Origin of the sequence: Bifidobacterium sp. SO4 (assembly GCF_018555355.1) — a bacterium.
Classification (GTDB): domain Bacteria; phylum Actinomycetota; class Actinomycetes; order Actinomycetales; family Bifidobacteriaceae; genus Bifidobacterium; species Bifidobacterium miconisargentati.
The window spans coordinates 88,621-113,492 of the sequence record NZ_JAFEJP010000009.1; the positions used below are offsets into that span (position 1 = coordinate 88,621).

Annotated in this window: 16 protein-coding genes and 2 rRNA genes; 3 read left to right on the forward strand and 15 right to left on the reverse strand. The window is 63.1% G+C overall.

All coding sequences use genetic code 11. From position 1 onward, the window contains the following. Position 1: 1 nt before the first annotated feature. The 8 genes from JS536_RS07365 to JS536_RS07400 all read right to left on the reverse strand — a co-directional run bounded on the left by JS536_RS07365 (position 2) and on the right by JS536_RS07400 (position 12,953). Positions 2-1,534 (reverse strand): glycoside hydrolase family 43 protein, encoded by a 1,533-nt coding sequence (locus JS536_RS07365; RefSeq protein WP_214356408.1) that lies wholly within the window; start codon positions 1,532-1,534, stop codon positions 2-4. Positions 1,535-1,819: 285 nt separating this feature from the next. Then, positions 1,820-3,859 (reverse strand): alpha-xylosidase, encoded by a 2,040-nt coding sequence (gene yicI / locus JS536_RS07370; RefSeq protein ID WP_214356409.1) that lies wholly within the window; start codon positions 3,857-3,859, stop codon positions 1,820-1,822. 481 nt (positions 3,860-4,340) lie between these two features. Further along, on the reverse strand, positions 4,341-6,566 hold the full coding sequence (locus JS536_RS07375; protein WP_214356410.1) for a glycoside hydrolase family 3 C-terminal domain-containing protein: 2,226 nt from the start codon (positions 6,564-6,566) through the stop codon (positions 4,341-4,343). A 55-nt stretch (positions 6,567-6,621) separates the two neighbouring features. After that, on the reverse strand, positions 6,622-8,097 hold the full coding sequence (locus JS536_RS07380; protein WP_214356411.1) for an alpha-L-fucosidase: 1,476 nt from the start codon (positions 8,095-8,097) through the stop codon (positions 6,622-6,624). After that, on the reverse strand, positions 8,090-8,767 hold the full coding sequence (locus JS536_RS07385) for an SGNH/GDSL hydrolase family protein (protein ID WP_214356412.1): 678 nt from the start codon (positions 8,765-8,767) through the stop codon (positions 8,090-8,092). The genes JS536_RS07380 and JS536_RS07385 overlap by 8 nt, the downstream gene beginning before the upstream one ends. Positions 8,768-9,105: 338 nt before the next feature. After that, a complete protein-coding gene (locus tag JS536_RS07390; protein ID WP_214356413.1) occupies positions 9,106-10,866 on the reverse strand; it encodes an extracellular solute-binding protein in 1,761 nt (586 codons plus the stop codon). A gap of 82 nt (positions 10,867-10,948) precedes the next feature. Continuing rightward, the gene (locus JS536_RS07395) at positions 10,949-11,869 is read right to left on the reverse strand and encodes a carbohydrate ABC transporter permease (protein ID WP_214304053.1); all 921 of its coding nucleotides are present in this window, start codon (positions 11,867-11,869) and stop codon (positions 10,949-10,951) included. A gap of 43 nt (positions 11,870-11,912) precedes the next feature. Next, positions 11,913-12,953, reverse strand: a complete 1,041-nt coding sequence (locus tag JS536_RS07400; RefSeq protein WP_109057663.1) for an ABC transporter permease subunit — start codon at positions 12,951-12,953, stop codon at positions 11,913-11,915. Between the two features lie 280 nt (positions 12,954-13,233). Here JS536_RS07400 and JS536_RS07405 point away from each other — a divergent pair, with 280 nt between their 5' ends. The 3 genes from JS536_RS07405 to JS536_RS11845 all read left to right on the forward strand — a co-directional run bounded on the left by JS536_RS07405 (position 13,234) and on the right by JS536_RS11845 (position 17,689). Further along, positions 13,234-13,881 (forward strand): DUF624 domain-containing protein, encoded by a 648-nt coding sequence (locus JS536_RS07405; RefSeq protein WP_214356414.1) that lies wholly within the window; start codon positions 13,234-13,236, stop codon positions 13,879-13,881. A gap of 350 nt (positions 13,882-14,231) precedes the next feature. Then, positions 14,232-16,643, forward strand: a complete 2,412-nt coding sequence (locus JS536_RS11695) for a DUF6020 family protein (protein ID WP_221339835.1) — start codon at positions 14,232-14,234, stop codon at positions 16,641-16,643. A 62-nt stretch (positions 16,644-16,705) separates the two neighbouring features. After that, positions 16,706-17,689 carry a helix-turn-helix domain-containing protein gene (locus tag JS536_RS11845; protein WP_240544309.1) on the forward strand — a complete coding sequence of 328 codons (984 nt, stop codon included), beginning with the start codon at positions 16,706-16,708 and terminating at the stop codon, positions 17,687-17,689. A 64-nt stretch (positions 17,690-17,753) separates the two neighbouring features. On the opposite strand, the gene JS536_RS07435 is transcribed toward JS536_RS11845, so the two are convergent. The 7 genes from JS536_RS07435 to JS536_RS07465 all read right to left on the reverse strand — a co-directional run. Next, positions 17,754-19,130, reverse strand: a complete 1,377-nt coding sequence (locus JS536_RS07435; RefSeq protein ID WP_214356415.1) for a PTS transporter subunit IIC — start codon at positions 19,128-19,130, stop codon at positions 17,754-17,756. 153 nt (positions 19,131-19,283) lie between these two features. Then, positions 19,284-20,399 carry a 4-hydroxybutyrate dehydrogenase gene (locus tag JS536_RS07440; protein WP_214356416.1) on the reverse strand — a complete coding sequence of 372 codons (1,116 nt, stop codon included), beginning with the start codon at positions 20,397-20,399 and terminating at the stop codon, positions 19,284-19,286. Between the two features lie 332 nt (positions 20,400-20,731). Continuing rightward, positions 20,732-21,697: a transketolase C-terminal domain-containing protein gene (locus JS536_RS07445; RefSeq protein WP_214356417.1), complete on the reverse strand. Its 966-nt coding sequence runs from the start codon at positions 21,695-21,697 to the stop codon at positions 20,732-20,734. Positions 21,698-21,858: 161 nt separating this feature from the next. Then, the gene (locus JS536_RS07450; RefSeq protein WP_214356418.1) at positions 21,859-22,713 is read right to left on the reverse strand and encodes a transketolase; all 855 of its coding nucleotides are present in this window, start codon (positions 22,711-22,713) and stop codon (positions 21,859-21,861) included. 500 nt (positions 22,714-23,213) lie between these two features. After that, positions 23,214-23,510 carry a hypothetical protein gene (locus tag JS536_RS07455; RefSeq protein WP_214356419.1) on the reverse strand — a complete coding sequence of 99 codons (297 nt, stop codon included), beginning with the start codon at positions 23,508-23,510 and terminating at the stop codon, positions 23,214-23,216. Between the two features lie 931 nt (positions 23,511-24,441). Continuing rightward, positions 24,442-24,558: ribosomal RNA gene (gene rrf / locus JS536_RS07460) — 5S ribosomal RNA — on the reverse strand. Between the two features lie 185 nt (positions 24,559-24,743). Then, a 23S ribosomal RNA gene (locus JS536_RS07465) occupies positions 24,744-24,872 on the reverse strand; the annotation flags it as partial.

Genomic DNA, 24,872 nt, shown 5'->3' on the forward strand with positions numbered 1-24,872 from the left:
ATCACACGTCGTAGCGGACGTTGGCGAAGGTGACGTCGCCGCTGCCGTGCGCGTAGACGCCGAGCAGGATGCCGGTGAAGCCGCCCGCGTTGGTGAAGCTCAGCAGTTTGCCGGGCACGTGGCCGAGCAGTTGCTCACCGCCGGCGAATGCGCTGGTGTTGGCCACCGCGAAGTCGTATCCGGATTCGTCGCCGCGCACGACCAGACGCAGTTTGGCGCTTGCCGGCACGGCCACGGTGCCCACCACGGTGGCGAGCCCGGCGTTGTGGGCCGTGGCCTTGACACGGATCAGCCCGTTGGCGTCGGACGCGCGCACGGCGATGGTCAGGTAGTGGCGGCTGTTGGCGTACACGGCGACGCCCGCCTCGCCGAGGGTCAGCGCGCGGGCGTCGGCCAGCGTCGCGCCGAACTCGAACCGCAGGTCGGTCTGGCGGGTGCCGATCATCGGTGCGCCGTGGGCCAGGTCGAACGACTGCGCGGCCGCATGCACGGCGATGGTCACGTTGTTGGTGGTGGAGGTCGCGACGGCGCGGCCGGACGAGACGACGTACTGCCTGTCCACGTCGATGCCGGGCGTGATCCATTCGACGTCGGATTCCAGCGAGTCGCCGTGGCCGTTGAGATCGCAGTCGTACGACTGGTCGGCAAGCTCGGGCCAGCCGTCCTTCCAGTCGAACCAGACGGCGTACGGCTCGCGGCCGACCCAGCCCTGGGCCGGGTATTCGTCGTTGTTGCGGGTGCCGTGGAACACCATGAGCGTGCGGTCGTCGCCGAAGTGCGCGCAGTCGCAGTGGCCGATGGCCTGCAGCGTCAGATGCGTGGAGCGGTTGGTGATCAGCGGGTTGCCGGGGTACATCTCGTACGGGCCTTCCGGACTCGACGAGCGGGCGATGTTCTCCATGTGCCCGGATTCGGTGCCGCCTTCGGCCCACATGAGGTAGTAGGTGTCGCCGCGCTTGTACATGTGCGGGCCTTCCGGATTGGAGCCGGTGATGCCGCCGCAGATGCGCTTGCGCTTGGTGAGCACGGTGCCGGTGTTGACGTCGATCTTCGACAGATAGATGCCGGCGGGTTCGCGCTCGCCGTTCTCGTCCGGTTCGCCGCCCTCGTTGCCGCAGATGTAGGCGGTGCCGTCGTCGTCGAAGAACAGGCTGGGGTCGATGCCGGGCCAGCCGTCCACCCAGATCGGGTCGGACCAGCCGGCGTGCGGGTCCTCGGTGGTGAGGATCATGTTGCCCTTGTTCACGTTGGTCACGATGAGGTAGTACGTGCCGTCGTGCCAGCGCAGGGTGGGCGCGTAGATGCCCTGGCTGTTGTCCATCGTCTCGTACGGGAACTGTTCGGGGCGGTTCATCGCGTCGCCGATCTTGCGCCAGTGCTCGCCGTCCTCGGATTCGAAGACCGGCAGTCCGGGGAAGTATTCGAACGAGCTGTTGACCATCAGGTACGTGCCCTGCGGGGTCTCGCAGATGGTGGGATCCGGATGGAAGCCGGAGGCGATGCGGCGGGCCGGCTGAACGTTGAACAGGGTCATGGACGAATACTTCCTTGTATGGGGGGGTGCGTGAGGTAGGTGAGGTGATTGGGGCGAGATGAGTGTCCGTTCTTGTTTGGAACTGCTCCTCGGTCTCACCGCTCGAGCCAGCTCCCCTGACGAGGGGAGCCAAGGATAGGTTTTCTTGGCGCCCTTCGCTGGGGAGCCGTCACCGTAGGTGACTGAGGGGAGCCCGGCATGATCCGGAAACTCCCCTCAGTCGCTCCGCGACAGCTCCCCTCAGGGAGGGGAGCCATGTCATATACGCGATACCCGCGTGGGATCTCAGGCGTTGAGCGGGTCGGAGCCCGGACGGACCAGCACGGGCAGGGTGTGGTAGTCGTACTGCTCGGTGTACCACTTGCCCGGCTCGTAGGTCTTGCCGGTCAGCAGGTTGGCCCAAGACTCACCGGCGTGGTCGCCGCCGGCGTCCGGCACGTAGAAGCGGGCGGTGCCGTCCTCGGAGAACACCGGGGCCACGAGCAGGTCGTCGCCCAGCATGTACTGGGTGTCGATGTCCTCGCAGGCCGGGTCGGTCGGGAACTCGAGCACCATCGCGCGCATCATCGGCACGCCGGTCTCGTGGGTCTCCTTGGCCATCGCCTCCAGGTACGGCTTCAGGCGCAGCTTGAGCTCGGTGAACTCGCGGGAGACCTCCACGGCCTCGTCGCCGTACAGCCACGGCACCTTGTACTCGGTGGAGCCGTGGTAGCGGGAGTGGGAGGAGAGCAGACCGAACTGGGTCCAGCGCTTGAACAGGTCCGGGGTGGGCTTGTCCTCGAAGCCGGCGATGTCGTGGCTCCAGTAGCCGAAGCCGGACATGCCGAAGCTCAGGCCGGCACGCAGGGACTCGGCCATGGACGGGTAGTTGGAGGAGCAGTCGCCGCCCCAGTGGACCGGGAACTGCTGGCCGCCCACGGTGGCGGAGCGGGCGAACAGGATCGCCTCATCGGCGCCCTTGGTCTCCACGAGCACGTCGTACACGGCCTTGTTGTACAGGTACGTGTAGTAGTTGTGCATGAGCTCGGGGTCGGAGCCGTCGTAGTACTGCACGCCCTCGGTGGGGATGCGCTCGCCGAAGTCGGTCTTGAAGCAGTCGACGCCCTGGGCCACGAGGTGCTTGAGCTTGTCCTGGTACCACTTGGTGGCCTCGGGGTTGGTGAAGTCGACGATGGCCATGCCGGCCTGCCACTTGTCCCACTGCCAGACGGAGCCGTCGGTGTTCTTGATGAAGTAGCCCTTCTTGGCGCCTTCCTCGAACAGCGGGGACTTCTGGCCGATGTAGCTGTTGATCCACACGCACACCTTGAGGCCGCGCTCATGCAGCTTGGCGAGCAGGCCTTCCGGATCGGGAAACTTGGTTTCGTCCCACTCGAAGTTGCACCACTCGAGTTCCTTCATCCAGCGGCAGTCGAAGTGGAAGACGGACAGCGGGATGTTGCGCTCGGCCATGCCGTCCACGAACTCCATGACGGTCTTCTCGTCGTAGTCGGTGGTGAAGGAGGTGGACAGCCACAGGCCGTAGCTCCAGTCCGGCACCAGCGGCGGCTTGCCGGTCAGGTCGGTGTAGGTGTTGAGGATGCCCTTGAGGTCCTTGCCGCCGATGACCGAGTAGCTCATCTCCTCGCCGGGCACGGAGAACTGCACGCGGGAGACCTTCTCGGAGCCGACCTCGAAGCTCACCTTGCCGGGGTTGTCCACGAACAGGCCGTAGCCCTTGTTGGACAGGTAGAACGGGATGTTCTTGTACGCCTGCTCGGTGCCAGTGCCGCCGTCCTCGTTCCAGATGTCGACGGTCTGGCCGTTCTTGACGAAGTTGGTGAAGCGCTCGCCCAGGCCGTAGATCTTCTCGCCCACGCCGAGGTCGAGCTGCTCGGAGACGTGCAGGCGGCCTTCCGGATCGGTGACGAGGCCCTTGGCGCGCCAGCCGGAGTGCGCGATGGTCTTGCCGTCGTACTTGTAGGTGAAGTCGATGGTCTCGCCCTTGGAGATTTCCAGGGTCAGCTTGCCGGAGGTGAAGGTCCACTTCTCGTCATCCTCGGCGATGGCGACGGCCGGGTCGGACTCGTTGAGCGCGAACTGCGGGCAGTTGCTGCGGTCCTTCCTGAAGTTGATGAGGCGCGTGGTGATGATGTCCTCGCGCGGGGAGGTCACTTCGATGGTCAGGATGCCGCCGTCGAGCGTCTGGCCGGGGTGGTGGATCGGCACGCCGAACGGGCAGAACAGGGTGAGCTTCTTCGGCTCGATGTTCGCGGTGTACACGTTGGCAGCGTACTTGACGTCGAAGCCGTCCTTGACGAGCCAGCCACCATTGAGGAACTTCATTGTCGCGTCTCCTTCATTGCGAGTACGTTTGTTGAGAACAATCTTATTTATAAGTTTATAAATAACAAGTTCCGACACGCCAGCGGCGGCGTTTTTCGGCCGGATACGGCAGCGGCAACCGCGCATGCGGCATCGCGCGACGACAGGCGGAACCAACCGCTGACCCCACCGTCGGACGCGGCCAAACGCCGGGCCGACCGGCGTTATGCATGTGGTTTCACACCATCCACCCGCGCGTATAAAGCCAGTCCAGAGGACAAAGCCTCACTATGTATGCGCTCCAACCATGCGTCCGCATACATAGCGCCGGTTCACAGGGCAAAAGCCTCACTATGTATGCGCCACCTTCGTTCGGCCGCATACATAACGCCGGTTTCCTCGCCACTTCCCCACCGCCGGCGCACGGAGAACGAAAAAGGCCTGCGTGGAACCGGTTTCGCGATTCCACGGCAGGCCTACGCAACAGTCAGCAGTCGGACAATCAGGCGGTGATGGCCACGTCCGTCACCGATTCGGCGACTTCGGCGGCGTCGCACACGCCCAGCACATCGGTCAGACGGATGTCGGCCACGGACTCGCCCACGTACACGCGGGCGGCCGGCGCGAGGGCGTACTCCCCCGTCTCGTTGGACCAGTAGCGCAGGGCCTTGGCGGCGGGCAGCACCAGCTCCACCTGACGGCTCTCGCCCGGCTCCAGCGCTACCTTGGCGAAGCCGCGCAGCTCCTTGGCCGGACGGTCCTCGCCGGTGCCTTCGAGGCCGAAGTAGACCTGCGGCACGGCCTTGCCGGTCCGCTCCCCCGTGTTCGTCACGGTGAACGCGATGCGCACGTCGCCGTCCACGCGGCGCACGTCAAGGTCGGCGTAGGCGAAGGTGGTGTAGCTCAGGCCATGGCCGAACGGGAAGCGCACCGGCACTCCGCGGGTAGAGAAGTAGCGGTAGCCCACGTAGATGTCCTCGTCGTAGCGCACGTGCAGGCCGGGGCCGAACGTGCCGATCGAATGGGCCGGGGAATCCTCCAGGGCGATCGGGAACGTCTCGGGCAGGTGGCCGCTCGGGTTGACGCGACCGAGCAGGGTCTCGGCGAGCGCAGTACCGGATTCGGTGCCGTTGTACCAGTTCCAGACGATGGCGCGGGCGCGGTCGGCCCACGGCATGGCCACCGGCGAGCCGGCGACGAACACCAGGATCGTGTCCGGGGCGACGTCCAGCAGCGTCGAGATCAGCTCGTCCTGTCCATACGGCAGGGCGATGGTCTCGCGGTCGCGGCCCTCGAGGTCGTGCTCGTGGTCGAGTCCGCCCACGAAGATCACCGGATCGCCGGCCGCCGCGTACTCGCGGGCCAGCGTCACGGCCTCCTCGCGCAGGTGTGCGGCGTGCTCGGCGTCATCGGAGGCGGAGCCCACCGAGTTCTCCAGGCTCTCCTCCTGCCAGGAGTCGTCCTGTACCACCTGCTTGGCATCGTAACCGAGCGCGTATTCGATCTCCACGTTGCCGCCGAGCTGTCCGTTGAGGCCCAGGATCGGCGTGACCTCGTGCAGCGCCTTGATGACGGCGCTGCCGCCGCCGTTGGAGTGGATGCGGTCGGCGTTGGCGCCCACCACGAGCACGCGGCGCAGGGAGCGCTCGTCCAACGGCAGCAGCGTGCGGCCGGATTCGTCGGCGTCGTTCTTGAGCAGCACGATGGATTCGCGGGCCACGTCGAGGGCGGCCTGCGCATGCGCGAGCGTGGCGTACGAACCGGCCTTGCGAGCGGGACGATCGCCAGCGGAGCCGGCATCAGCATCGGTATCAGGCAGCATGTGCAGTGCGTCCATCACCGCGAGCACACGCTCCACCTTGACGTCGATGTCCGTCTCGCTCACCTCGCCCGCGGCCACGGCCTTGCGCAGCGGGTTGGCGAAGTAGTACTCGTCGAAGTTCGGTGTCACGGACATCTCCACGTCCAGGCCCACGCGGGCGCTGGCCACGGTGCGCTTGACGGCGCTCCAGTCGGAGACCACGAAGCCGCGGAAACCCCATTCGTCGCGCAGGATGTCGTCCAGCAGACGGCCGGATTCGCAGCACTGCTCGCCGTTGACCAGGTTGTACGCACCCATCAGGGAGAGCACGCCGCCGCGCTTGACCGCGTCCTCGAACGCGGGCAGGTAGATCTCACGCAGGGCGCGTTCGCTGATGGTCTCGTCCACTTCGAGACGGTCGGTCTCCTGGCTGTTGGCCGCGTAGTGCTTGGCGCAGGCGGCCACATCGGATTCCTGAACGCCCTGGATGAACGCGACGCCCTGCTCGCCGGTCAGGTACGGGTCCTCGCTCATGTATTCGAAGTTGCGGCCGCACAGCGGGCTGCGCTTGATGTTGATGGACGGGCCCAGGATCACGTCCTTGCCGCGGCCGCGGGCTTCGGCGCCGAGCACCTGGCCGGCCTCATGAGCCAGCTCGCGGTTCCAGGTGGAGGCCACGGCTGAACCGGAGGGCAGGTAGGTCACGCGGTCGCGGGTGTTGTACAGCGGCGCCCAGTTGTCGTTGTGCAGCTCCTCGCGCGGGCCCATCGGGCCGTCGTCCATCTTGAACGGCGGGATGCCCAGACGCGGCACGCCTTCGGTGCGGAAGAGGCCGGCGGCGTGGATCATGTCGATCTTCTCGTCCAGCGTGAGCTCGGCGAGCAGGGCGCGCGCCTTGGTCTTGTTGGCTTCGGTGATGGTGGTCATGGTGTGTTCCCTTCTTCGGTGTCACGGCACGCTGCGGCGCGCGCCCGTTCATGACTTACGCGATGGCGATCCTGAATCCGATCGGCATGGTCGCTTCGGTTCCGGGCCGCTCGGCCGGGGTGATGACGAGCCCGTCGGCGGTGCGCTCCCAGGCCACCGGCCCGGCGCCCAGCTGTTCGACGCCCGTGATGATGCCGTGGAACGGCGCGCGGATGCCGTCATGGTAGGCGGCGAACGTGGCGCTGGTGAGCGTGGCGGCTCCGGCCGGATTGAGGCAGAAGGCGTACACGCTGCCGTCCTTGGCGGTGAAGCGCCAGTCGGCGGCCGTGTATTCGAGCGCGTTCTGGTCGGCGAACGAGCCTTCGGTGGCGTGCGTGGGGCCTTCCTCGGCGATCCTCCACGGGCGGGTGCCGTAGATGCCCTCGCCGTTGGCGTCCATCCAGCCGCCGATGGATTCGAGCAGGTCGCGGTCGTGCGGGGCGATCGAGCCGTCGGCGCGCGGCCCCACGTTGAGCAGCAGGTTGCCGTTCTTGCTCACGGTGTCCACGAGGGTCACGATGAGTTCGGCGAGGTTCTTGTAGTCGAGCGAGTTCGTGTAGCACCACGAGTTGCGGGCGATGGCGGTGTCCGTCTGCCACACGTACGGGGTGGCGGTGGACAGGCCGCCGCGCTCCACGTCGAACAGGCCGGCACCCCAGGCCATGCCGTCGTCCTTGTAGCAGATGATGACCGGCACTCCCCATTCGGCGCCGCGGTTGTAGTAGAACGCGGCGAGGCGCTTGATGTACGGCTTGAAGGCGTTGTGCTGGATCCACCAGTCGAAGTACAGCATCTCCGGGCGGTAGTTGTCGATGAGCTCGCACACGCGCAGCAGCCAGTCGTCGAGGAATTCCTCGTTCGGCTTGGGCACGGAGAACAGGTCCTGGTTGTCCGGCTCGGGGTTGGCGGGCCAGTAGAAGCCGCCCTTGACGTCCGCTTCGGCGCCGCGCACGTCGGAGTCGAAGTCGCGGCCGTGGCCCATGAACCACCAGTGTTCGGCGCGGTGGTTGCTGGTGGCGAAGTGCAGACCGTGCTTCAATGTGGCCTCGCGCAGTTCGCCGATGATGTCGCGGTGGGGGCCGGTTTCCACGGTGTTCCAGTGCGAGATCTCGCTCGCATACATCTGGTAGCCGTCGTGGTGTTCGGAGACCGGGAAGTAGTAGCGCGCGCCGGCGCGGGCGAACAGGTCGAGCCATTCGTTCGCGTCGAAGCGTTCGGCGGTGAAGCGCGGGATGAAGTCCTTGTATCCGAACTCGCTCTGCGGGCCGAAGGTCTCGCGGTGGTGGTCGAACTCCGGGTAGCCCTCGATGTACATGTTGCGCGAATACCATTCGTTGCGGAATTCGGGCACGGTGTACAGGCCCCAGTGAGTGAAGATGCCGAATTTGGCGTCCGGGAACCAGCCCGGTACCTGCACCTTGGACAGGGACTCCCAGGTGGGCTCGTACGGGCCTTCCGCGATCACGCGGTCAATGGTTTCGAGATCAATCATCGAACGTGCTCCTGTTCCAGTCGAAGCCCACGGCCTGGCACCACGAGCGGGCGATGATCATCGCGCCGCGCTCGTACGGGTGTACGCGGTCCTGGCTGGCCAGGCAGCCGTGCAGTTGGGTGAGCCAGTGGTCCACGGCGGCCTGCGTGTCCACGAAAATGGCGTCGTGGCGTTCGGCCACGCGCTTCGATGCGGCGGCGAACTCCTCGATCTTGGCGCGCATCTGGTCGGCCGGGTTCGGCTCGAACATGAACGGGCGCATCACGATGATGCCCTTGAGGTCCGGCAGGGCCTCCTTGGTGCGGTTCAGCAGGTCGTCGTAGATCCGCTCGAAGTCCTCCACGGTGTTGAGGCGGGCCTGCCACAGCGGCCCGTCGAAGTAGCGCCAGGCGTCGTTGACGCCGACCATCACGGACACGTAGTCGGGCTTCAGGTCGATGACGTCCTTCTGCCAGCGTTCGGCGAGCGCCACGATGTCGTCGCCGCTGACCCCGGAGTTGATGGTGCACAGCGCGCGGTCCGGGTAGACGGCGGTGAGCAGGTTGTGCAGGGCGTTCACGTAGCCGGTGCCGTAGCCCCAGCCGCCGGGGTAGGCGGTGCGGTCGCGGCCGGCGTCGGTGATGGAGTCGCCCATGAAGACGATGCGGGAGTGTTTCGGGAAGATCAGCATGATGAGTCGCTTTGATACGGTGCGCCTGGTTCGGGGCTCCCCTCAGTCACGCTCGGCGTGACAGCTCCCCTCGGCAAGGGGAGCCAGAGAGAGGAGTCGCTTGGGAAGGGGGAATCGGAGGAAATCGCGGGGTTCGGGAGATGCGGATATGAAAATTGCGCGGCGGCCCGGGGAGGAGCGGGGCCACCGCGCAATCAGAAAGGGCCTAAGTTGTCTTTGGCAGTATCAGACTCGGCTCCCCTCCCCGAGGGGAGCTGTCACACGAAGTGTGACTGAGGGGAGTTGCGGCATAGTCCGTAGCCGGTTTCCGCATCCCCCAGAGGAGCCGAGTCAGATCATCACTTGGAGTCGGCCTGGTACTGCTTGACGACTTCCTGACGGGCCTTGACCCAGTCCTTGGCGTTCTGCTCGTCGACCTTGAGCACGCTGTCGTAACCCAGATCCTTGACCTGCTGACGGGCGTCCTTGAGCACCTTGGCGAACTCGGAGTCGGACTTGGCCACCAGGGCGTTCCAGGAGGCGTTGACGACCTCGGTCTTGATGGAGCTGCGGGTGGCGGAGACCGTGGACTCCTCCTGCGGGGTGGTGTAGGAGGCACCCGGGGCGACGGCGAGCAGGTTGTTCTTCTGCAGGTAGTCGATGTCGCTGGTGGCACCGCCCATGTGCTCGGACCAATCCTTGAACAGGGCGGAGGTGTCGGCCTCGGACTCCCACAGCTGCGGGTTGAAGGCGGCGCCGGTCTCGGAGTCGATGTCGTTCTGCTGCACGGCCTTGAAGTTCAGCAGGGAGAAGCCGCTGTCGTAGGTGCCGCCGCCGAGCTTGTCGGAGATCTTGAGGTTCGCGTGGTCGCCGTTCATGGCCTGCTTGCCGAAGTCGGTGAGCTGCGGCTTGCCGTCGTCGCCCTTGGTCCAGCAGCCGAGGCTCTCCGGGCAGGCGGCGCCGCCGGCGTTGGAGGCTGCGGCGTACACGCCCTCGGAGGAGTACAGCCAATCGATGAACTTGGCGATGCGTTCCTTGTACTTGGACTTGGAGCCGATGGCGATGATGGTGGAGCCGTCACCGTCCGGGGTGAAGCCGGTGGAGTAGACCTTCATGGTCTGCAGCGGGGCGAGCATGAAGCCCACGCCCTTGGCCTTGTTCTCGTCGGAGTTCATACGCGGCTTGCCCAGCCAGCTGAAGATGGAGACGAGGGTCTTGCCGTTGGTCACCTTGTTCTGCATGGTGTCCCAGTCCTGGGTGGTGGATTCGGGATCCACGAGGCCCATCTGTTCGGCCTTGTTGAGGAACTCGAGGGCCTGCTCGTAGACGCCGCCCTCCTTGGTGGCCGGCTGCACGTCCTTGCCGTCGGCGCTCACGAACACGGAGCCCTGGGCCTGGTAGCCGAGCCAGTTGACGATGGCGGAGGCGTTGTTCATCACATCGCCGTCCCAATCCTTGAACAGGGAGAAGGCGTAGATGTCATCCTGGCCGGTCTCCTTGCGGGCCAGGTCCTGCATGTCCTTGAGCACGTCGAGGAAGGCGTCGAGATCCTTGATCTCCGGGTAGCCGAGCTCCTTGTAGTACTCCCAGCGGATGTACGGGGCGGAGGTGGGCTCCATACCCTCGCTCGGGCTGGACGGATCGGAGGAGGAGACGCCCTGCGGGATGCCCCACACGCCGTCCTTGCCGGCCTGCTTGGTGACGGAGTCGACGGCGTTCTGGTACTTCTTGACGTTGGTCATCTTGCTGTAGTACGGCGTCATGTCGGTGACCAGGTTGGCCTTGACGAGCTTCTGCAGACGGCCGTTGCCGGTGCCGGTGATGATGAGGTCGCCCAGGGAGCCAGAGGCGGCGCGGGTATCGAAGACGGTGTCACCACCGGAGACGTTCGGGGCGATGATGTTGAGCTTCAGGTTGAACTTGTCCTGCACCATCTTGGCGAACCAGCCCTTCTGCTCGCCCTGCTGGTTGGCCAGGGAATCGAACACGTCGATGGTGACCAGCGAACCGTCATCCTTCTCATCGCCGGCGGTGTCGCTGCCGCAGGCGGCCAGCGAGAACGTCATCGCCGCGGCCAGGCCGAGGGCCAGCACCGAGGTGAGCTTCTTCTTGATTTCCATGACGGAAACCTCCTTGTTTCTTTTTGTCCTTTTGTTTCCTATGACGATTGGTAGATGGGCCGAAACCGGCCCGGATTGGATATCAGCCTTTGACGGCGCCGAGCATCATGCCCTTGACGAAGAAGCGCTGGAAGAACGGGTAGACGAACATGATCGGGAGCACCACGATCACGGAGACCGTCATGCGGATCGAGGTCGGGGTGGCCGCGGAGGCCAGGGCCGCCACGTTCGCCGCGTTCGCCTTGGCCGCGTTGGCCAGTGCGCTCGCCTGGTTGATGTAGGTGTACAGCAGGTATTGCAGGGAGTAGAGCTTGTCGTCGGTCATGTAGATCAGCGTGTCCTGGAAGGAGTTCCACTGTCCGACGGCGGAGAAGATAGCGACCGTGGCCAGGATCGGCGTGCACATCGGCAGCACGATCTTGCCGAAGATCGTCAGGGTTCCGGCGCCGTCCATCTCGGCGGCCTCCTGCAGCGAGCTCGGGATGGACTCGATGTAGGTCTTGACCAGGATGATGTTGAACGGCTGGACCACGGCGGGCAGGATGTACACCCAGAAGTTGTTGGTCAGGCCGAGGTTCTTCATCGTGATGAACATCGGAATCAGGCCGGCGTTGAAGTACATCGTGATGACCACGAAGCGGTACCAGAACGAGCGGGCCCACATCTTCTTCTGCGTGAACATGAAGCCCAGGTAGGCGCTGGCGAGCACGGTGAGGGCGGTGCCGATCACGGTACGGGCCAGGGAGATCCACGCCGCGCGGCCGAGGCCGGACAGTGCCAGCACGTCCTTGTAGTTCTGCAGGTGGAAGCCCTTGAACCACCAGGTCACCTCGCCCGCGGCCGACAGGTTGTTGTCGGACAGCGAGTTGATGATCAGGTAGTAGAACGGGTAGGTGCAGATCAGTGCGAACAGGGACAGCACCACGATGTTGAATACGTTGTAGACCTTCTCACCCGTGGTGCGACGCATCGCCGGCGAGACGCTTGACTTCTGCTTTGCCATGATTATTCCTTACAAATCTCGCTTTGACTTCTGCTTGGGCCGATCAGACGATGCCCTCGCCGCGGGTGCGCTTGGACAGCCAGTTGACGATGAACAGCAGCGCCACGGAGACCAGCGACTTCAGGATGGAGATCGCGGTACCCAGGGACAGGCTGGAGTTGCCGAGGCCGACGTTGTACACGTACAGGTCGAGCACTTCGATCCACTTCTGGTTGAAGTTGTTCTGGAAGACGTAGTACTGGTCCATGCCGTTGTTCAGGAAGTTGGAGATGGAGAGCATGAGCAACACGAAGTACGTGGGCAGCAGCTGCGGGATGGTCACGTGGATGATCTGCTGGAAGCGGTTCGCGCCGTCCACCTGGGCGGCCTCGTACAGCTCCTGGTCGATGCCCGCGATGCCCGCGAGGTACATGATGGAGCCCCAGCCGAGACCCTTCCACAGGTTCCACAGCAGCATCTTGAGCCAGATGTGGTCGCCGGAGTCGAGGAACTTGATGGGCTCGGTGATCAGATGCAGGTTCTGCAGCAGCTCGTTGATCATGCCGGAGGAGGAGAACATCGCGAAGGCGATGGAGTAGACCAGCACCCAGGAGATGAAGTTCGGCAGCGTGGTGAGCGTCTGGATGAGGTTCTTGAACCACTTGGCGCGGATCTCGTTCAGGGCGATGGCGAAGATCACCGGGAAGAACGAGGTCAGGATGTTCAGGCCGGACATGGCGAAGGTGTTCATGAGCACCTGGCCGATCTTGGCGAGCTGTGCCGGGTTCTGCACCAGCAGCTGGAACCACTGCAGGCCCACGAACTCGCTTTCGGACAGCGGGATCGGCGGCTGGTAGTCGTAGAAGGCGTAGATCCAGCCGAACAGCGGCAGGTAGCTGAAGAGCACGACCATGACCAGCAGCGGCGCGACGAGCAGGAACAGCTTGAGGCCGTGGCGCTTGTTGTAGTCGGTGCCGGGAAGCATCTTCTTCGCCTTGTTGGCGGCGCGACGATCACGACGGTTGCGTGCCGGCTTGGCATCGGCGGTCACGGTGCCGTCCGCGGCAAGCCCGACTTCGCCGTCCGTGGTTGCAACGTTCTGCATCTTGTCTCCTTTGAAGCAATGCAGCGAAGACCACTGTGGGTGCGACCCGTTTCGCATCCCGTTGTCTTCTTGTCTCTTGTTTATAAGTTTATAAATAAGATTATTTCTGTCAACTCGACTTAGGCCGCACGCCCCCTCCATGCGCGTCAAAGACACCATAAAAACGTTGGAAACTCGCGGAATTCGACCAATCAAATTTTTATTTATATACTTATAAATAAGCGTGTCGCGCCCTCGATGGGCACGGCGTTACGGAGCATCATCGAAGGTAGGAGGAACGATGAAGTTCAACACCAATGCGCCGTTCTGGCGGTTCATGGACACCCTGGTCCGTTTCACCGCGCTGAACCTGGTCTATCTGGTCACGCTGGTCCCCGTCGTCACCATCGGCCCGGCCCGCGCGGCGTTGTACAGCACGATGTTCGCCTACGATGAGCACGATGACATCAGGCTCGTCCATGAATACCTGCGCCGGTTCAAGCGCGAGTTCAAGCACGGGCTGATCTCCGGCCTCATCGTCATGGTGCTGGCGGCGGCCATCATCTTCGGTCTCGCCTTCTGGAGCGCGTGGGATACCAATGTCTCATACGTTCCGCTTGTCGTCCTTATTATCGCGGCGGTGATCGTGACGCTCACGGCGGAGTATCTCTTCCCTATGCAGGCCCGTTTCGAGAACCCGCTCGGCACCCAGTGGAAGCTGGCGGCGATGTTCCCCTGGCGTGCCTTCCCCTGCACGCTCGCGCTGCTCGCCATCGACGTGTTGCTGCTCGCGGTGGCGTACTTCATTCCGTTCATCCGCGTGCTGGTGCTGATCTTCGGCGTCGCCTGGGGTGCCTACGCCAAGTCACTGGTCTTCCTATGGGGCTTCAAGCGCTACGGCGGCATGGGCCCGGTGGAGCGCCCCACCTTCATCAACGCCCACGACTGATTCGGGGAACTTTCCCTCTTTGCTTCTCTCCTCTTGGGTCCGCCCACCTTCCCACTCGGTATCCAAAACAGGTTCCGTGCGGGACAATGCGCATATATCGCGATTTTTCGCGCATCATCCCGCGCCCGCGTGCCCCCATATGCGCGGCAAACGATTGCCGTACGCTTCGGCCCACACCCAAGCAACAGCAAATCCCCGGAATTCCGCCATTATCGCGATATCGTCTGCCCCTGGCGTCTGACAAGCCGCGGGATAATGCGCCTAAAAAGTTCCAATCGCCGGATTGTCCCGCATCGGCAACCGTTTTCGAGGGGTATCGCAGTTCGCGTATGCGGCTACCATTGACTGACATGACGTCACCAGCCATCCCGAAGCCTGCCGCCGCCCCGCATCGCCCCGACTCCCGCACGCACGCGCACCCCGCGTGGCGCCGTGTGGGATCGGCCGCTCGGTGGACGCTGGCGGTGCTGGCCTGCCTGTGGCTGGCCCTGTGCACCGCGGTCGGTCCGCTGTACTGGGACTTCGAGAACGGCACCATCGCCAACTGGAACTGGACGAACACTGCCCTCTTCGCGGGCTCATTCGTCATCTATCTCGGCATCATCCTGCTGCTGGCCCGTTTCGCCGACACCAGCCGGGTACTGCCCGCCACCCTCGGCGAACGTTGGCATCGGTTCGTTGACCGGTACTTCACTCCCCGCCATCGTGCGCATCAGCATCACGAAACGACAACGGCGGTAGTGCCCGGCGTCGATTCAAACGACACCGAATCGACAGGCCTCACTGACGCAAATACCGTCACCACAGCCGACGCACCCGCACTAATCGACTCCGGTCCGGCATCCGACGCAACTCCCGTAACGGACGCTCCCGAATCACCCAACCGCCACCGTTCCGCCGGTTCCCACTCCCGCTTCCATATCGCCCCACGGCAAATCACCACGGCCATCGCCACGGGCTTTGCATTCCTGAACCGTTGGCTTATCCGCGGCACGGACCGGTTCTGGAAGATCGCGTTGATTCTCTTCCTCGGCTGGCTATGGGCACCCACCACCCTGCTGGCGGCGTTCGGCGCGGACATCCGCTCGCAGATCCGCGAGTTCAGCTGGGCATGGAACCAGTGGACCGGGCTGAAGCAGCCGTATATCGGCTTCTTCTCATTCGTGCCGATGGACATCTACCCCACCGCGCACTACATGTGGCCGGACAACCCCACCTACCTGACCGACCAGCACAATGTGGTGCTCACCGTGGTCTACGGCGCGGTCGCGATGTTCTCCCGCTCGCTGACCGGTTCGAACGACGCCGGCATCGTGGCCCTCGCCGCCATCCAGATGCTGTTCGCCGTGTTCTGCTGCGCGGCCACCGCCCACCGGTTCCTCAATAGGCCGTGGATTGGCAAATCCATTGACGACGCTGCGACCCCGAATCCCGGCACGCACGATTCCGGGAGCCCGGCCGTCGCCGACGCCGGTGCCGTCAACGCCTCCGATGGCACCACTGTGATGTCCGGCACGACCATCACCTCAAGGCTTGCCGGAGGCCGGGCACGATTTCTGATTCTCCTGTTCTTCCTGGCCTGCCCACTGGCGGTGTTCGCCACGATCTCCATCACCAAGTCGCCGCTGTTCGCCTTCGCGTTCGTCTGGTGGTTCGGCGTCTGGTACGAGCTCATCCAGACCTGGCGACCGGCCGGCACCAAGCGCAAGCATCAGAGAGATGCCCCCGCCGACGCCGACGCCGATCACATGGATTCCACGGCTCCCGCGGCCTCCGTGACGCCCGCTCCAGCCGATTCCCCGGCCCTCACCGCCCCGCTGCGCCTGCCGCGCCACAGCCTGCTCGCGTTCATCGCGTCCACGTCGGTGATGCTCATCTCCGCCAAATACGCCTGGTACATCATCGCCGTGCAGATCGTGCTGGCACTCATCGCGGATCGCCGACGCTGGGCCACGTACGTCGCGGCCCTGCTCATCCCCACCATCCTCATCCACGGCGGCATCTCCTTCGCCATCGCCTCGGGCGCGATCATCGGCGGCGACCCAATCGAAAGTCACGGCGTGCAGTTGCAGATGATCGCGCGCGTGGCCCAGCGCAACCCGGACGGCATCTCGGAGGAGGCCAAGAAGAACCTCTCCCCCGTGTTCAACCTGGACCAGATGGCGGATGCCTACTTCCAGCAGGACGCCGACCCGGTGAAGTCCTCCGGCATCCAGGCCAAGAAGGTCAGTTACAAGTGGCGCACCGTCACCCCGGAGGACATGACCGGTTTCAACAAGGCGTGGCTCGCGATCGTCAAGGACAATCCGGTCATCGCATTGGACGCGCTGCTGGCCAAATGCTTCGGCTACTTCAACGTGACCGATCTCCCCTACGTGTCAATGGACTATTACGTGACCAGCGACTATGTGCAGAAGAACTCCACGTGGATCAAGTCCTACCATCACGACTGGCGCGAGAAGGTGGTCAAGTTCACGAAGAAGTGGGGCAGGATTCCGGTGCTCGGCTGGCTCATCCACGGCAACTTCTACGTGGTGCTGACGTTGCTCATCGGCGCGGCCGAGGTGATACGCCGCCGCTGGCTCACGCTGATGACCCATATTCCGCTGCTGCTGCTCATGGGCGTGATGATCACCGCGCCGGCCAATAATTTCGAACGTCATATGCTGCCGGTCGCCTTCGTGTTCGGTTTCGTGGTCCTCACCTATTGGCGCGATTCCCGCGCGGAGCTGGCGAAAAGCACGGCTCCGGCGGCCGAGTGATACGCCTTCCATTCGCCGTTCACGATTCCCGGAACCGGAACGGCGAGGCTAGACTGAAGGGTATGCCTTCAGACTTTCTCGAACTGCTTGCCTCCGAAGCCGCCGATTCGTCCGACGCCACCGCGTTGGACCGCGTCCGCACCGTACTGTTCGAGTGTCTGTTCCATCATCTTGCCGACGACCGCGTGGATTCGCTGTTCGCCATCCTCGGTTTCGAGGACGGTTTCGACTGCTACGCCATCGCCGGCTATCCGGCCCGTTCAGCCGCGAAGACCCGCAAGGACGTCGAAAAGATCGTGAGCGATTTCGGCGGTGCATGCCTGACCGCCGAGTATGCGATGAACGGTCTGGGCCCCGGCATTGCGGGCTCGACCGGCACCGTCGCGCCCTCCGCCGCCGGCAACAGCACCGGCAACCCCGTATCCGGCGGAACGGAATCATCCGCATCAGCCGGCCCATCCGGCTCCGCTCGCGGTGCTTCGACCGTCGCCAATCGCCCCTACAGCCGCGCGGACAAGCGCAACACCGCGGTCGTCGCCCTGATCCGTCCGGTCGGCGCGGCGACGCCTGAAGTCATCTGCAACACTGTCTCCCCCGCGTTCGACGCCACGCGGCCGCTCGCGCTGGGCCCGCAGCGCACCGGCAGCGAAGGCGCGATGCGCACGATGCAGGCCGCGTTGTACTGCCTGAAAGCGGCACCGGCCTTGGCCGCCACTGTCCAACAGATCCCGCGTCCGCTGCGTACCGACGACGCCCTGCCCGAACGCGCGCTCATCGGCGACGAGGACGCCCGCGACGAACTCATCCGCGTGGTGTACGGCAGCCTCACCGCGGCCGGACCGGACGATCCCACGCTGCTCACCGTCTCCACGTTCCTACGGTTCGGCGGCTCGCTGGAGACGTGCGCCAAGGAGCTCAACGTGCACCCCAACACCATCCGGTATCGCCTGAAGCGCGCCGCCGAATCCACTGGCTGGGACGCCACCGACCCGCGCGAGGCCTACGTGCTCACCACCGCCATCGCCCTCGGCCGCATGGCCGGCTGATACAACGCATAAAAAAAATCGGCTCCCCTCTCAAAGAGGGAAGCCGAAACTATCTATACGAACCTCATGCCACAGCCGCGTCGGCGAGCGCCTGCTCGCGCATCGCAGTCTCGGCCACGATCTTCTTGCGGTTGTACCACATGAGCGCCGCGCAGACCACCACGCATACCGCGGCTCCAATCCACTTGAGCGCGCCCAGATTGTACAGGATCCACGCCAGCGGGTTGCCCGCGTAGTCGAAGCTGGCCACGGCGTTGGTGCCGTCGGGCAGCGTCACGCCGGAGGCCACGGCGGCCTTGGTGAACACGGAGGCGAGCGCGGTCGCGGAGTAGTCGCCGATCACGAGCGCCACCATGCCGATGATGAACGTGCGGAACACGTTGCCCTTGGTGATCGGCACCACGAGCGGGAAGATGTACATCGCGCCCGCCAAGGATGCGATGGGCAGGAACTGGTTGCCCGGCAGCACCACGGACAGGAACAGGATGAACGGCACCACAAGCACCGAGCACACCATGATGGTCGGGTCGCCCACCACGATGGACGGGCTCAGGCCGATGAGGAAGTCAACCTTGCCCTTGAACTTCTTGGCCAGCAGCTTCTTGACGGCTTCGGTGATCGGCAGCAGGCCTTCTCCGAACAGGCCGGAGATGCGTGGGATAAGCAGCATCACGGCACCGATGTTCACGGCGAGCTTGAGGATGGCGGTCACGTCGTACTGGGCGAGGATGCCGAGCACGGCTCCGATCACGGTGCCCAGGAACAGCGGTTCGCCGATGAAGCCAAGCTTCTCCTGCAGCTTCTTGGCGTCCCAGTCGATCTTGTTGATGCCGGGGCACTTCTCCATCAGCCAGTTGAGTACGTGCGCGATCGGCGCGTACGGGGCGCACACCGGCACCGGGAAGGCGATGCCGTTGACCTTGTCATGGCCGTAGTATGCCAGCACGCGCTTGGATTCGATGTCGCCGATGCAGTTGATGATGATGAAGTTCACGGCCACGATGAACAGGGACCAGCCGAAGCTGTTGGTCACCAGGTACACCAGCGCGCCGATGAAGGCATAGTGCCAGTAGTTGAACAGGTCCATGGCGATGGTCTTGGTGGTCTTGGTCAGCAGCATCACCACGTTGAGCGCCAGACCGAACGGGATGACCAGTGCGCCGACCTGCGAGCTGTAGGCCACCTGGGAGGCGGCCGGCCAGCCGATGTCCAGCACGTTGAGGTGCAGTCCGTAGAGTTCCACGATCTTGTTGATGACCGGGCCGAGATTGTCCGTCAGCAGTGTGGTGACGATGCTCAGGCCCACGAACGCCACGCCGACGGTCAGGCCGGACTTCAGTGATTTGGCGAAGCCGAGGCCCACGCAGGTGCCGATGATGGTGAAGATGATGGGCATCATCACCGATGCGCCCAGGCCCAGAATCCAGGTAATGACTTGCATGTGTAATATTCCCCCGCAAACTTCTGGCTCCCCTTGTCAGGGGAGCTGTCGCGCGAAGCGGGACTGAGGGGTAGTCAGGCGAGATAACGCCTATCCCTCAATGAACTCGCATCACTCGGCAGCACCCCATACGGGAGCCCATATGTATGTCTCTCAGTACAGCTTCTCGAAGATGTCCAGCACGGCGGCCTCATCCAACGGCACGAAGTTGTTGCGCATCAGACGGGTCTGGGTCTCGATCACGCGGCGGGCCCACACGGGCAGCTCCTCGCGCGTGACCCCGTATTCATGCAGGGCCTTCTTGGGCAGCAGCTGGTTGATGAGCGTCTCCAGCTCGTCGTATACGTCGGCCACATCGCATTCGAGGATGCCGGCGATGAAGGCGTTGAGCGTGGCGATCTCGCCGTCCGACTTGATCTCCATGTACTTGCGCAGCACGCCGGTGAACATCGCATAGTTCGATTCGCCGTGCGCCACATGGTAGTTGCCGCCGAGCTGGTAGCTCAGAGCGTGCACGGCAGCGCAGCCGCCGGTGCCGAACGCGATGCCGGCATACGTGGAGGCCAGAAGGAAGTCGCCCATGAGCGCGTTGCGCGCCTCGAGCCCACCTGCAGCCACCTTGCGGTAGCCGGACAGGATCATACGCACGGCCTCGTAGCCGAACATCTTGACGATGGGCGTGGAGTTGGGCGAGAGGATCGACTCGACCGAATGGCACAGCGCGTCGATGGAGCTGGTGGCGAACACGTAGTTCGGCAGGCCGTGCAGCAGTTCGGGGATGAGCACGGCGGAGTCGCCGTACATGGCCGGACAGCCCATGCCCACCTTGGTGCCGAGCTTGGTGCGGTTGATGGAGGCGAGCATGGTGACTTCGGAGCCGGTGCCGCAAGTGGTGGGCACGAGCACGAGGTCCACGCTGCGGCTCAGGTTGGGCAGGTGGTCGAAGATCTCGTCCACACTCATGCCGCCGGAGCAGGCCACCACCTTGGCCACGTCCATCACGGCGCCGCCGCCCACGGCCACCACGCGCTTGGCGTTGTCCAGATCGGCGTCCTTGATCATGGCGTTGATCATGTCATCGGTGGGTTCGGAGGTGCCGTACGAGTCGACGAGCAGCACCTGCGCGCCTGCGGCAACGTCCTTCAGGTAGGTGTCATAGATGACCTTGACCGAGAAGATCAGGTCGCCCTCGCCCACGTGGAATTCCTCGGCGAATTCCTTGACCGTGGCGTTCGAGTACAGAGTGGGTCCAACTTCGATAAGCTTCATTGCTTTCCGTTTCCTTGTGATTGAGTGGGCATTCCCCTCAGCCGTCCGCGGCAGCCTCCCATGGAAGGGAACCGATCCCGATGCCGTATGACCGAAATCGGCTCCCCTCCCTGAGGGGAGCTGGCGGCAAAGCCGACTGAGGGGAGCACCCGTGTTGGAGGGGGAAAATTACGTGTACAGACGGCTCTGTTAAACCAAAATCGACATGGTCCTCATTCTTCCTTGTCCGGGAAGCCGTCGGCAAAGCCGACTGAGGGGTAGTCAGGCTGGATTCGCGTCAATCTTGGTTTCACAGAGCTGCATAGGCTTGGCTCTCCTTGGTTGAGGAGCCGTCAGCCCTTGCGGGCGATCGCGCGCTTCGCCGCGGCCACGGTGTCCTCCACGGTCAGTCCGTACTGCTCCGCGAGGTACTCCAGCGATCCCACCTGGCCGAACCGGTCGTGGATGCCGATGAGTTCCATCGGCACCGGCGCGTTGCGCACCACGGTCTCGCTGACCGCCGCCCCCAGACCGGTGGTGATGTTGTGGTTCTCGGCCACCACGATCGCGCCGGTCTCCTTGGCGGCCTTGATCACGGCCTCATCGTCCAGCGGCTTCCAGGTGAACATGTCGAGGATGCGCACGCGGATGCCCTCGCCGGCGAGAATGTCGGCGGCCTTCATGGAGTTGGCCACGCACAGGCCGGAGGCGATGATGGTCACATCGGCGTCGGCATCGTCGCGCACGGTCACAGCCTTGCCGATCTCGAATTCGGTGCCGTCCTCGTAGATCTTGGTGCTTTCCCTACGGACCAGACGCATGTACTGCATGCCGTAGTTGTCCGCCATCCAACCCATGACCCACTTGAGCATGGTGATGTCGGTGGGCTCGATGATGGTCATCTGCGGGATGCCGCGCATGATGCCCATGTCCTCGAACGGCATGTGGGTGCCGCCGTTGGTCTTGGCGGTGATGCCGGGGTCGGAGCCGATGAGCTTGACGTTCGCCTTCGAGTACGCGCCGGAGATGAAGATCTGGTCGGTGGCACGACGGGACATGAACGTGGCGAAGGTGTGCGCGAACGGGATCTTGCCGGCCAGCGAGAGGCCCACTGCCACGCCGACCATGTTGGCTTCCTGGATGCCGCAGTCCACGGTGCGCTCGGGGTACTTGGCCAGGAAGGGCTTGGTGCCCATCGCACCCATAAGATCGGCGTCGAGCACCATGAGTTCGGGATGGGTTTCGGCCAGTTCGATGAGACGGTCGCAGAACGCGGCGCGCATCTCCTGGGTTTCGGGTTTGAGTTCCTTGACGATCATTGTGATATGTCCTTCTGCGTATTGGCTCTTTCGCATTGGATACGGTCATGCGGGCTCTTCGTCATTGGAGCCGTCCGCAACGTCAACTGTGACTGTGATGCAAAAGAGCGTAGGTTTATCTACTTTCAGGCACTGAACGGTTCGTTATGATCCGTACCCGTTCAGATCGCGTCGTAGTGGCTCTGCAGCTCCGTAAGCGCCTCTTCGAGCTGTTCGTGGGAGACGGCGGGCGCGTGGCTGTTCGTCTTGCCCTGAATCTCGCTCCATCCCAGGCCTTTGACGGTGTTGAGGATGATCATGCTCGGCTTGCCGGTGGTCTGCGTCTTGGCGGTTTCGATGGCCTCGTGGATGGCGACCACGTCGTTGCCGTCCTCCAGGTTCTGCACGAACCAGCCGAAGTCCTCGAACTTGGCGGCCATGTCTCCCATGGCGCAGATGTCGTCACAGAAGCCGTCGAGCTGGAGCTTGTTGTAATCCACGAAGGCGATGAGGTTGTCCAGGTGATGCTGCGGTGCGAACAGCGCCATCTCCCAGACCTGCCCCTCCTGCGATTCGCCGTCGCCGAGGATGAGGTATACGTTGTTCGGCTTCTTGTCGAGCTTGAAGGCAAGCGCCATGCCGGCCGCCACCGATCCACCCTGGCCGAGGGAACCGGCGGACATGTCGATGCCGGGGACCAGCAGTCGATCCGCATGGCTGGGCAGGTGGGTGCCGTTCTTGTTCATGGTCTTGAGCCATTCCATCGGGAAGAAGCCCTTGAGCGCCAGCGTGGCGTACAGCGCGGGGGCGCAGTGCCCCTTGGAGAGCACCAGTCGGTCTCGCTCCTCCCACTGCGGGTTCGCGGGATCGTACTTCATCTCGTTGCTATAGAGCACGGAGAGCACATCCGCCACGGACATCGAGCCGCCCACATGGCCCAAGCCGAATTCGGCGATGCATTTGATGGCTTCCATGCGAATACGCCATGAGAAGCGCTGCATCTCCTTAATCTGATCATCCGTCAGTTTCTCAGTCATGATATATCCCCCTCCATTGGTGAATATTCTCATTGATTGTTTTCCTTTATGCCGAACACCTTTGCTCAGCTAGCAGAATCACAGTCTAGTTATCGAGAATATTTATAGCAAGCTATTACCTATACCGCGTGTCGCAAATCAGACAACAGCTCCTGTTATTGAGAAAACAGATGAAATCTACACCGAAGTGCCCCATCAAAATCGCATCAAACGGAATCTGCGTTCCTGAGCATATTCGAGCGATATCCTCCGCCGCGTAGCCGTCGGCATCTCTCCGCTGTGCCCTATCGTCCATCAGCGGTCATTGGGGTACAGGACCGAACGCCTTCTGTACTCAAACGACCGCAAATCGCCCTCCCAGCGGTCTTTTGAGTCTAGAAGCCTGCGATTTCTATACCGGAACGACCGCAAATACCCGTTCTGACGTCCTTTCCCGTACAGAAGCACACACTTTCTGTACTGGAAAGACCGCAAATCACCGTTCCAGAGGTTCTCGGCGACTATCGCACCAGTAGGGTATGACTGTCGGAATCGTAATCAAGACCTGGTTCCAGCCACGGGAACTGGTGACGGGTCTTGCCATCGTCGAATGCGCGGCGTTGCTCGGCGGTTACATCATGCACCGCATCAAGGCGAATCATGCCATCCTCCACAGTGAAGACGGCGAGATGCGGCACTTTTTCGACTTCCGTGAGTACGGCGAACGTACGGTCAGTGTCCCTCTGGAACAGGATATGGTCAATGGTACTGATCCAGGGGTCTCCCCTCCGCATCGGTGGTATCAGGCTGTGCCACAAGACGTATACCTTCCCATGCACTGCGCACGGCCAGCAAACCGTCAGGACGCCCATGCAAACGAACCCACAAGTACACGGACGTGCACGCCACCGGTACAACGCTCCAGATGAAGAACAACAATGCCTTGTAGAGTCCGGCAGGTATATCGCCATGCAGTGTGCTTTGGATAAAAGCATTCAATGGATCGACACAGAGACCGGCCAGCAAACATCCAACGCACCAAGAGATGAACAGCACCGTAATCCATCCACGACGACGTCGCAGCCACAACACATGCGCAAGACGCGCGTTGCCGGGAACCCTGTTATCGGACATGCCTTCATAGTGCCACCGCAAGGTGAACGGAGGGTGGCGCAGGAGTGTGGGCGCGCGCTTAGCTCAAGGCTCTGTTAAACCAAGATTGACATGAATCCACGTCTGACTACCCCTCAGTCGGCTTCGCCGACAACTCCCCTGACAAGAGGAGCCAAGAATAAGGGCCATGGCGGTCTTGGTTTAACAGAGCCTAGCTCAATATATGCTGCACGCTGGGCCGCGTTGTTTGTCCAGGCAAGGAAGGGTCTATTAAACCGGGATTGGCGTGAATCCTATTCTTGGAGCCCTATGCCGGGGTGTCTGGCGGCGCAGTCGGATTGAGGGGTGTTCCATGCCGGTCCCGGTTTGGCAAGGCAAAAGAAGCAGAGCCGGTAGGGGTTTGTGTGGCCGCCGGTGGGCGCCCCCATGCGCGGTTTGATGGCGGGCATGGACCCCGGAAGTGTTTCCATTTAGCCGGGGTTTCTTGTGTCCGCGCGTGGATATGGCAAGGGAAGGATGGTTCCCGCCTTCCCCGGGCGGCGCGGGTGCGCCGGAACCAGTTCGTGGGTGGTATCGGTGAAAATATAGCGAAAGCCCCTTGGGGCGTGTGCTCCAAGGGGCTCCTGTAACGTGTGAATGCGGCGGTGTGCTACTCTCCCACACCCTGTCGGGTGCAGTACCATCGCCGTGCCAGGCCTTAGCTTCCGGGTTCGGAATGGGACCGGGCGTCTCACCTGGGCCATGACCGCCGCAAATCTTCAATTGTCAACCCCGGGGAACCATCGTCTCCCGGAGGGGATTGTTCCGTGGCGGTTTGGGAACCGGATAGGGGACGCGATCGGCTTGCTGTCGATTGTTTTGTGACGTGCCTGACGTTCAATGCTGCCTGGCATGTCCGTAGCGCAGTATTCGTGACCCAACCCGTTTGGGATTGGGATGTTGTGTTGTCGTTTCCCCGTTAGTACCGGTCAGCTCCACCCCTCGCGGGGCTTCCACGTCCGGCCTATCGACCACGTGTTCTACATGGGGGGTACAGAGACCCGAAGGTCTCATGGAATGCTTATCTT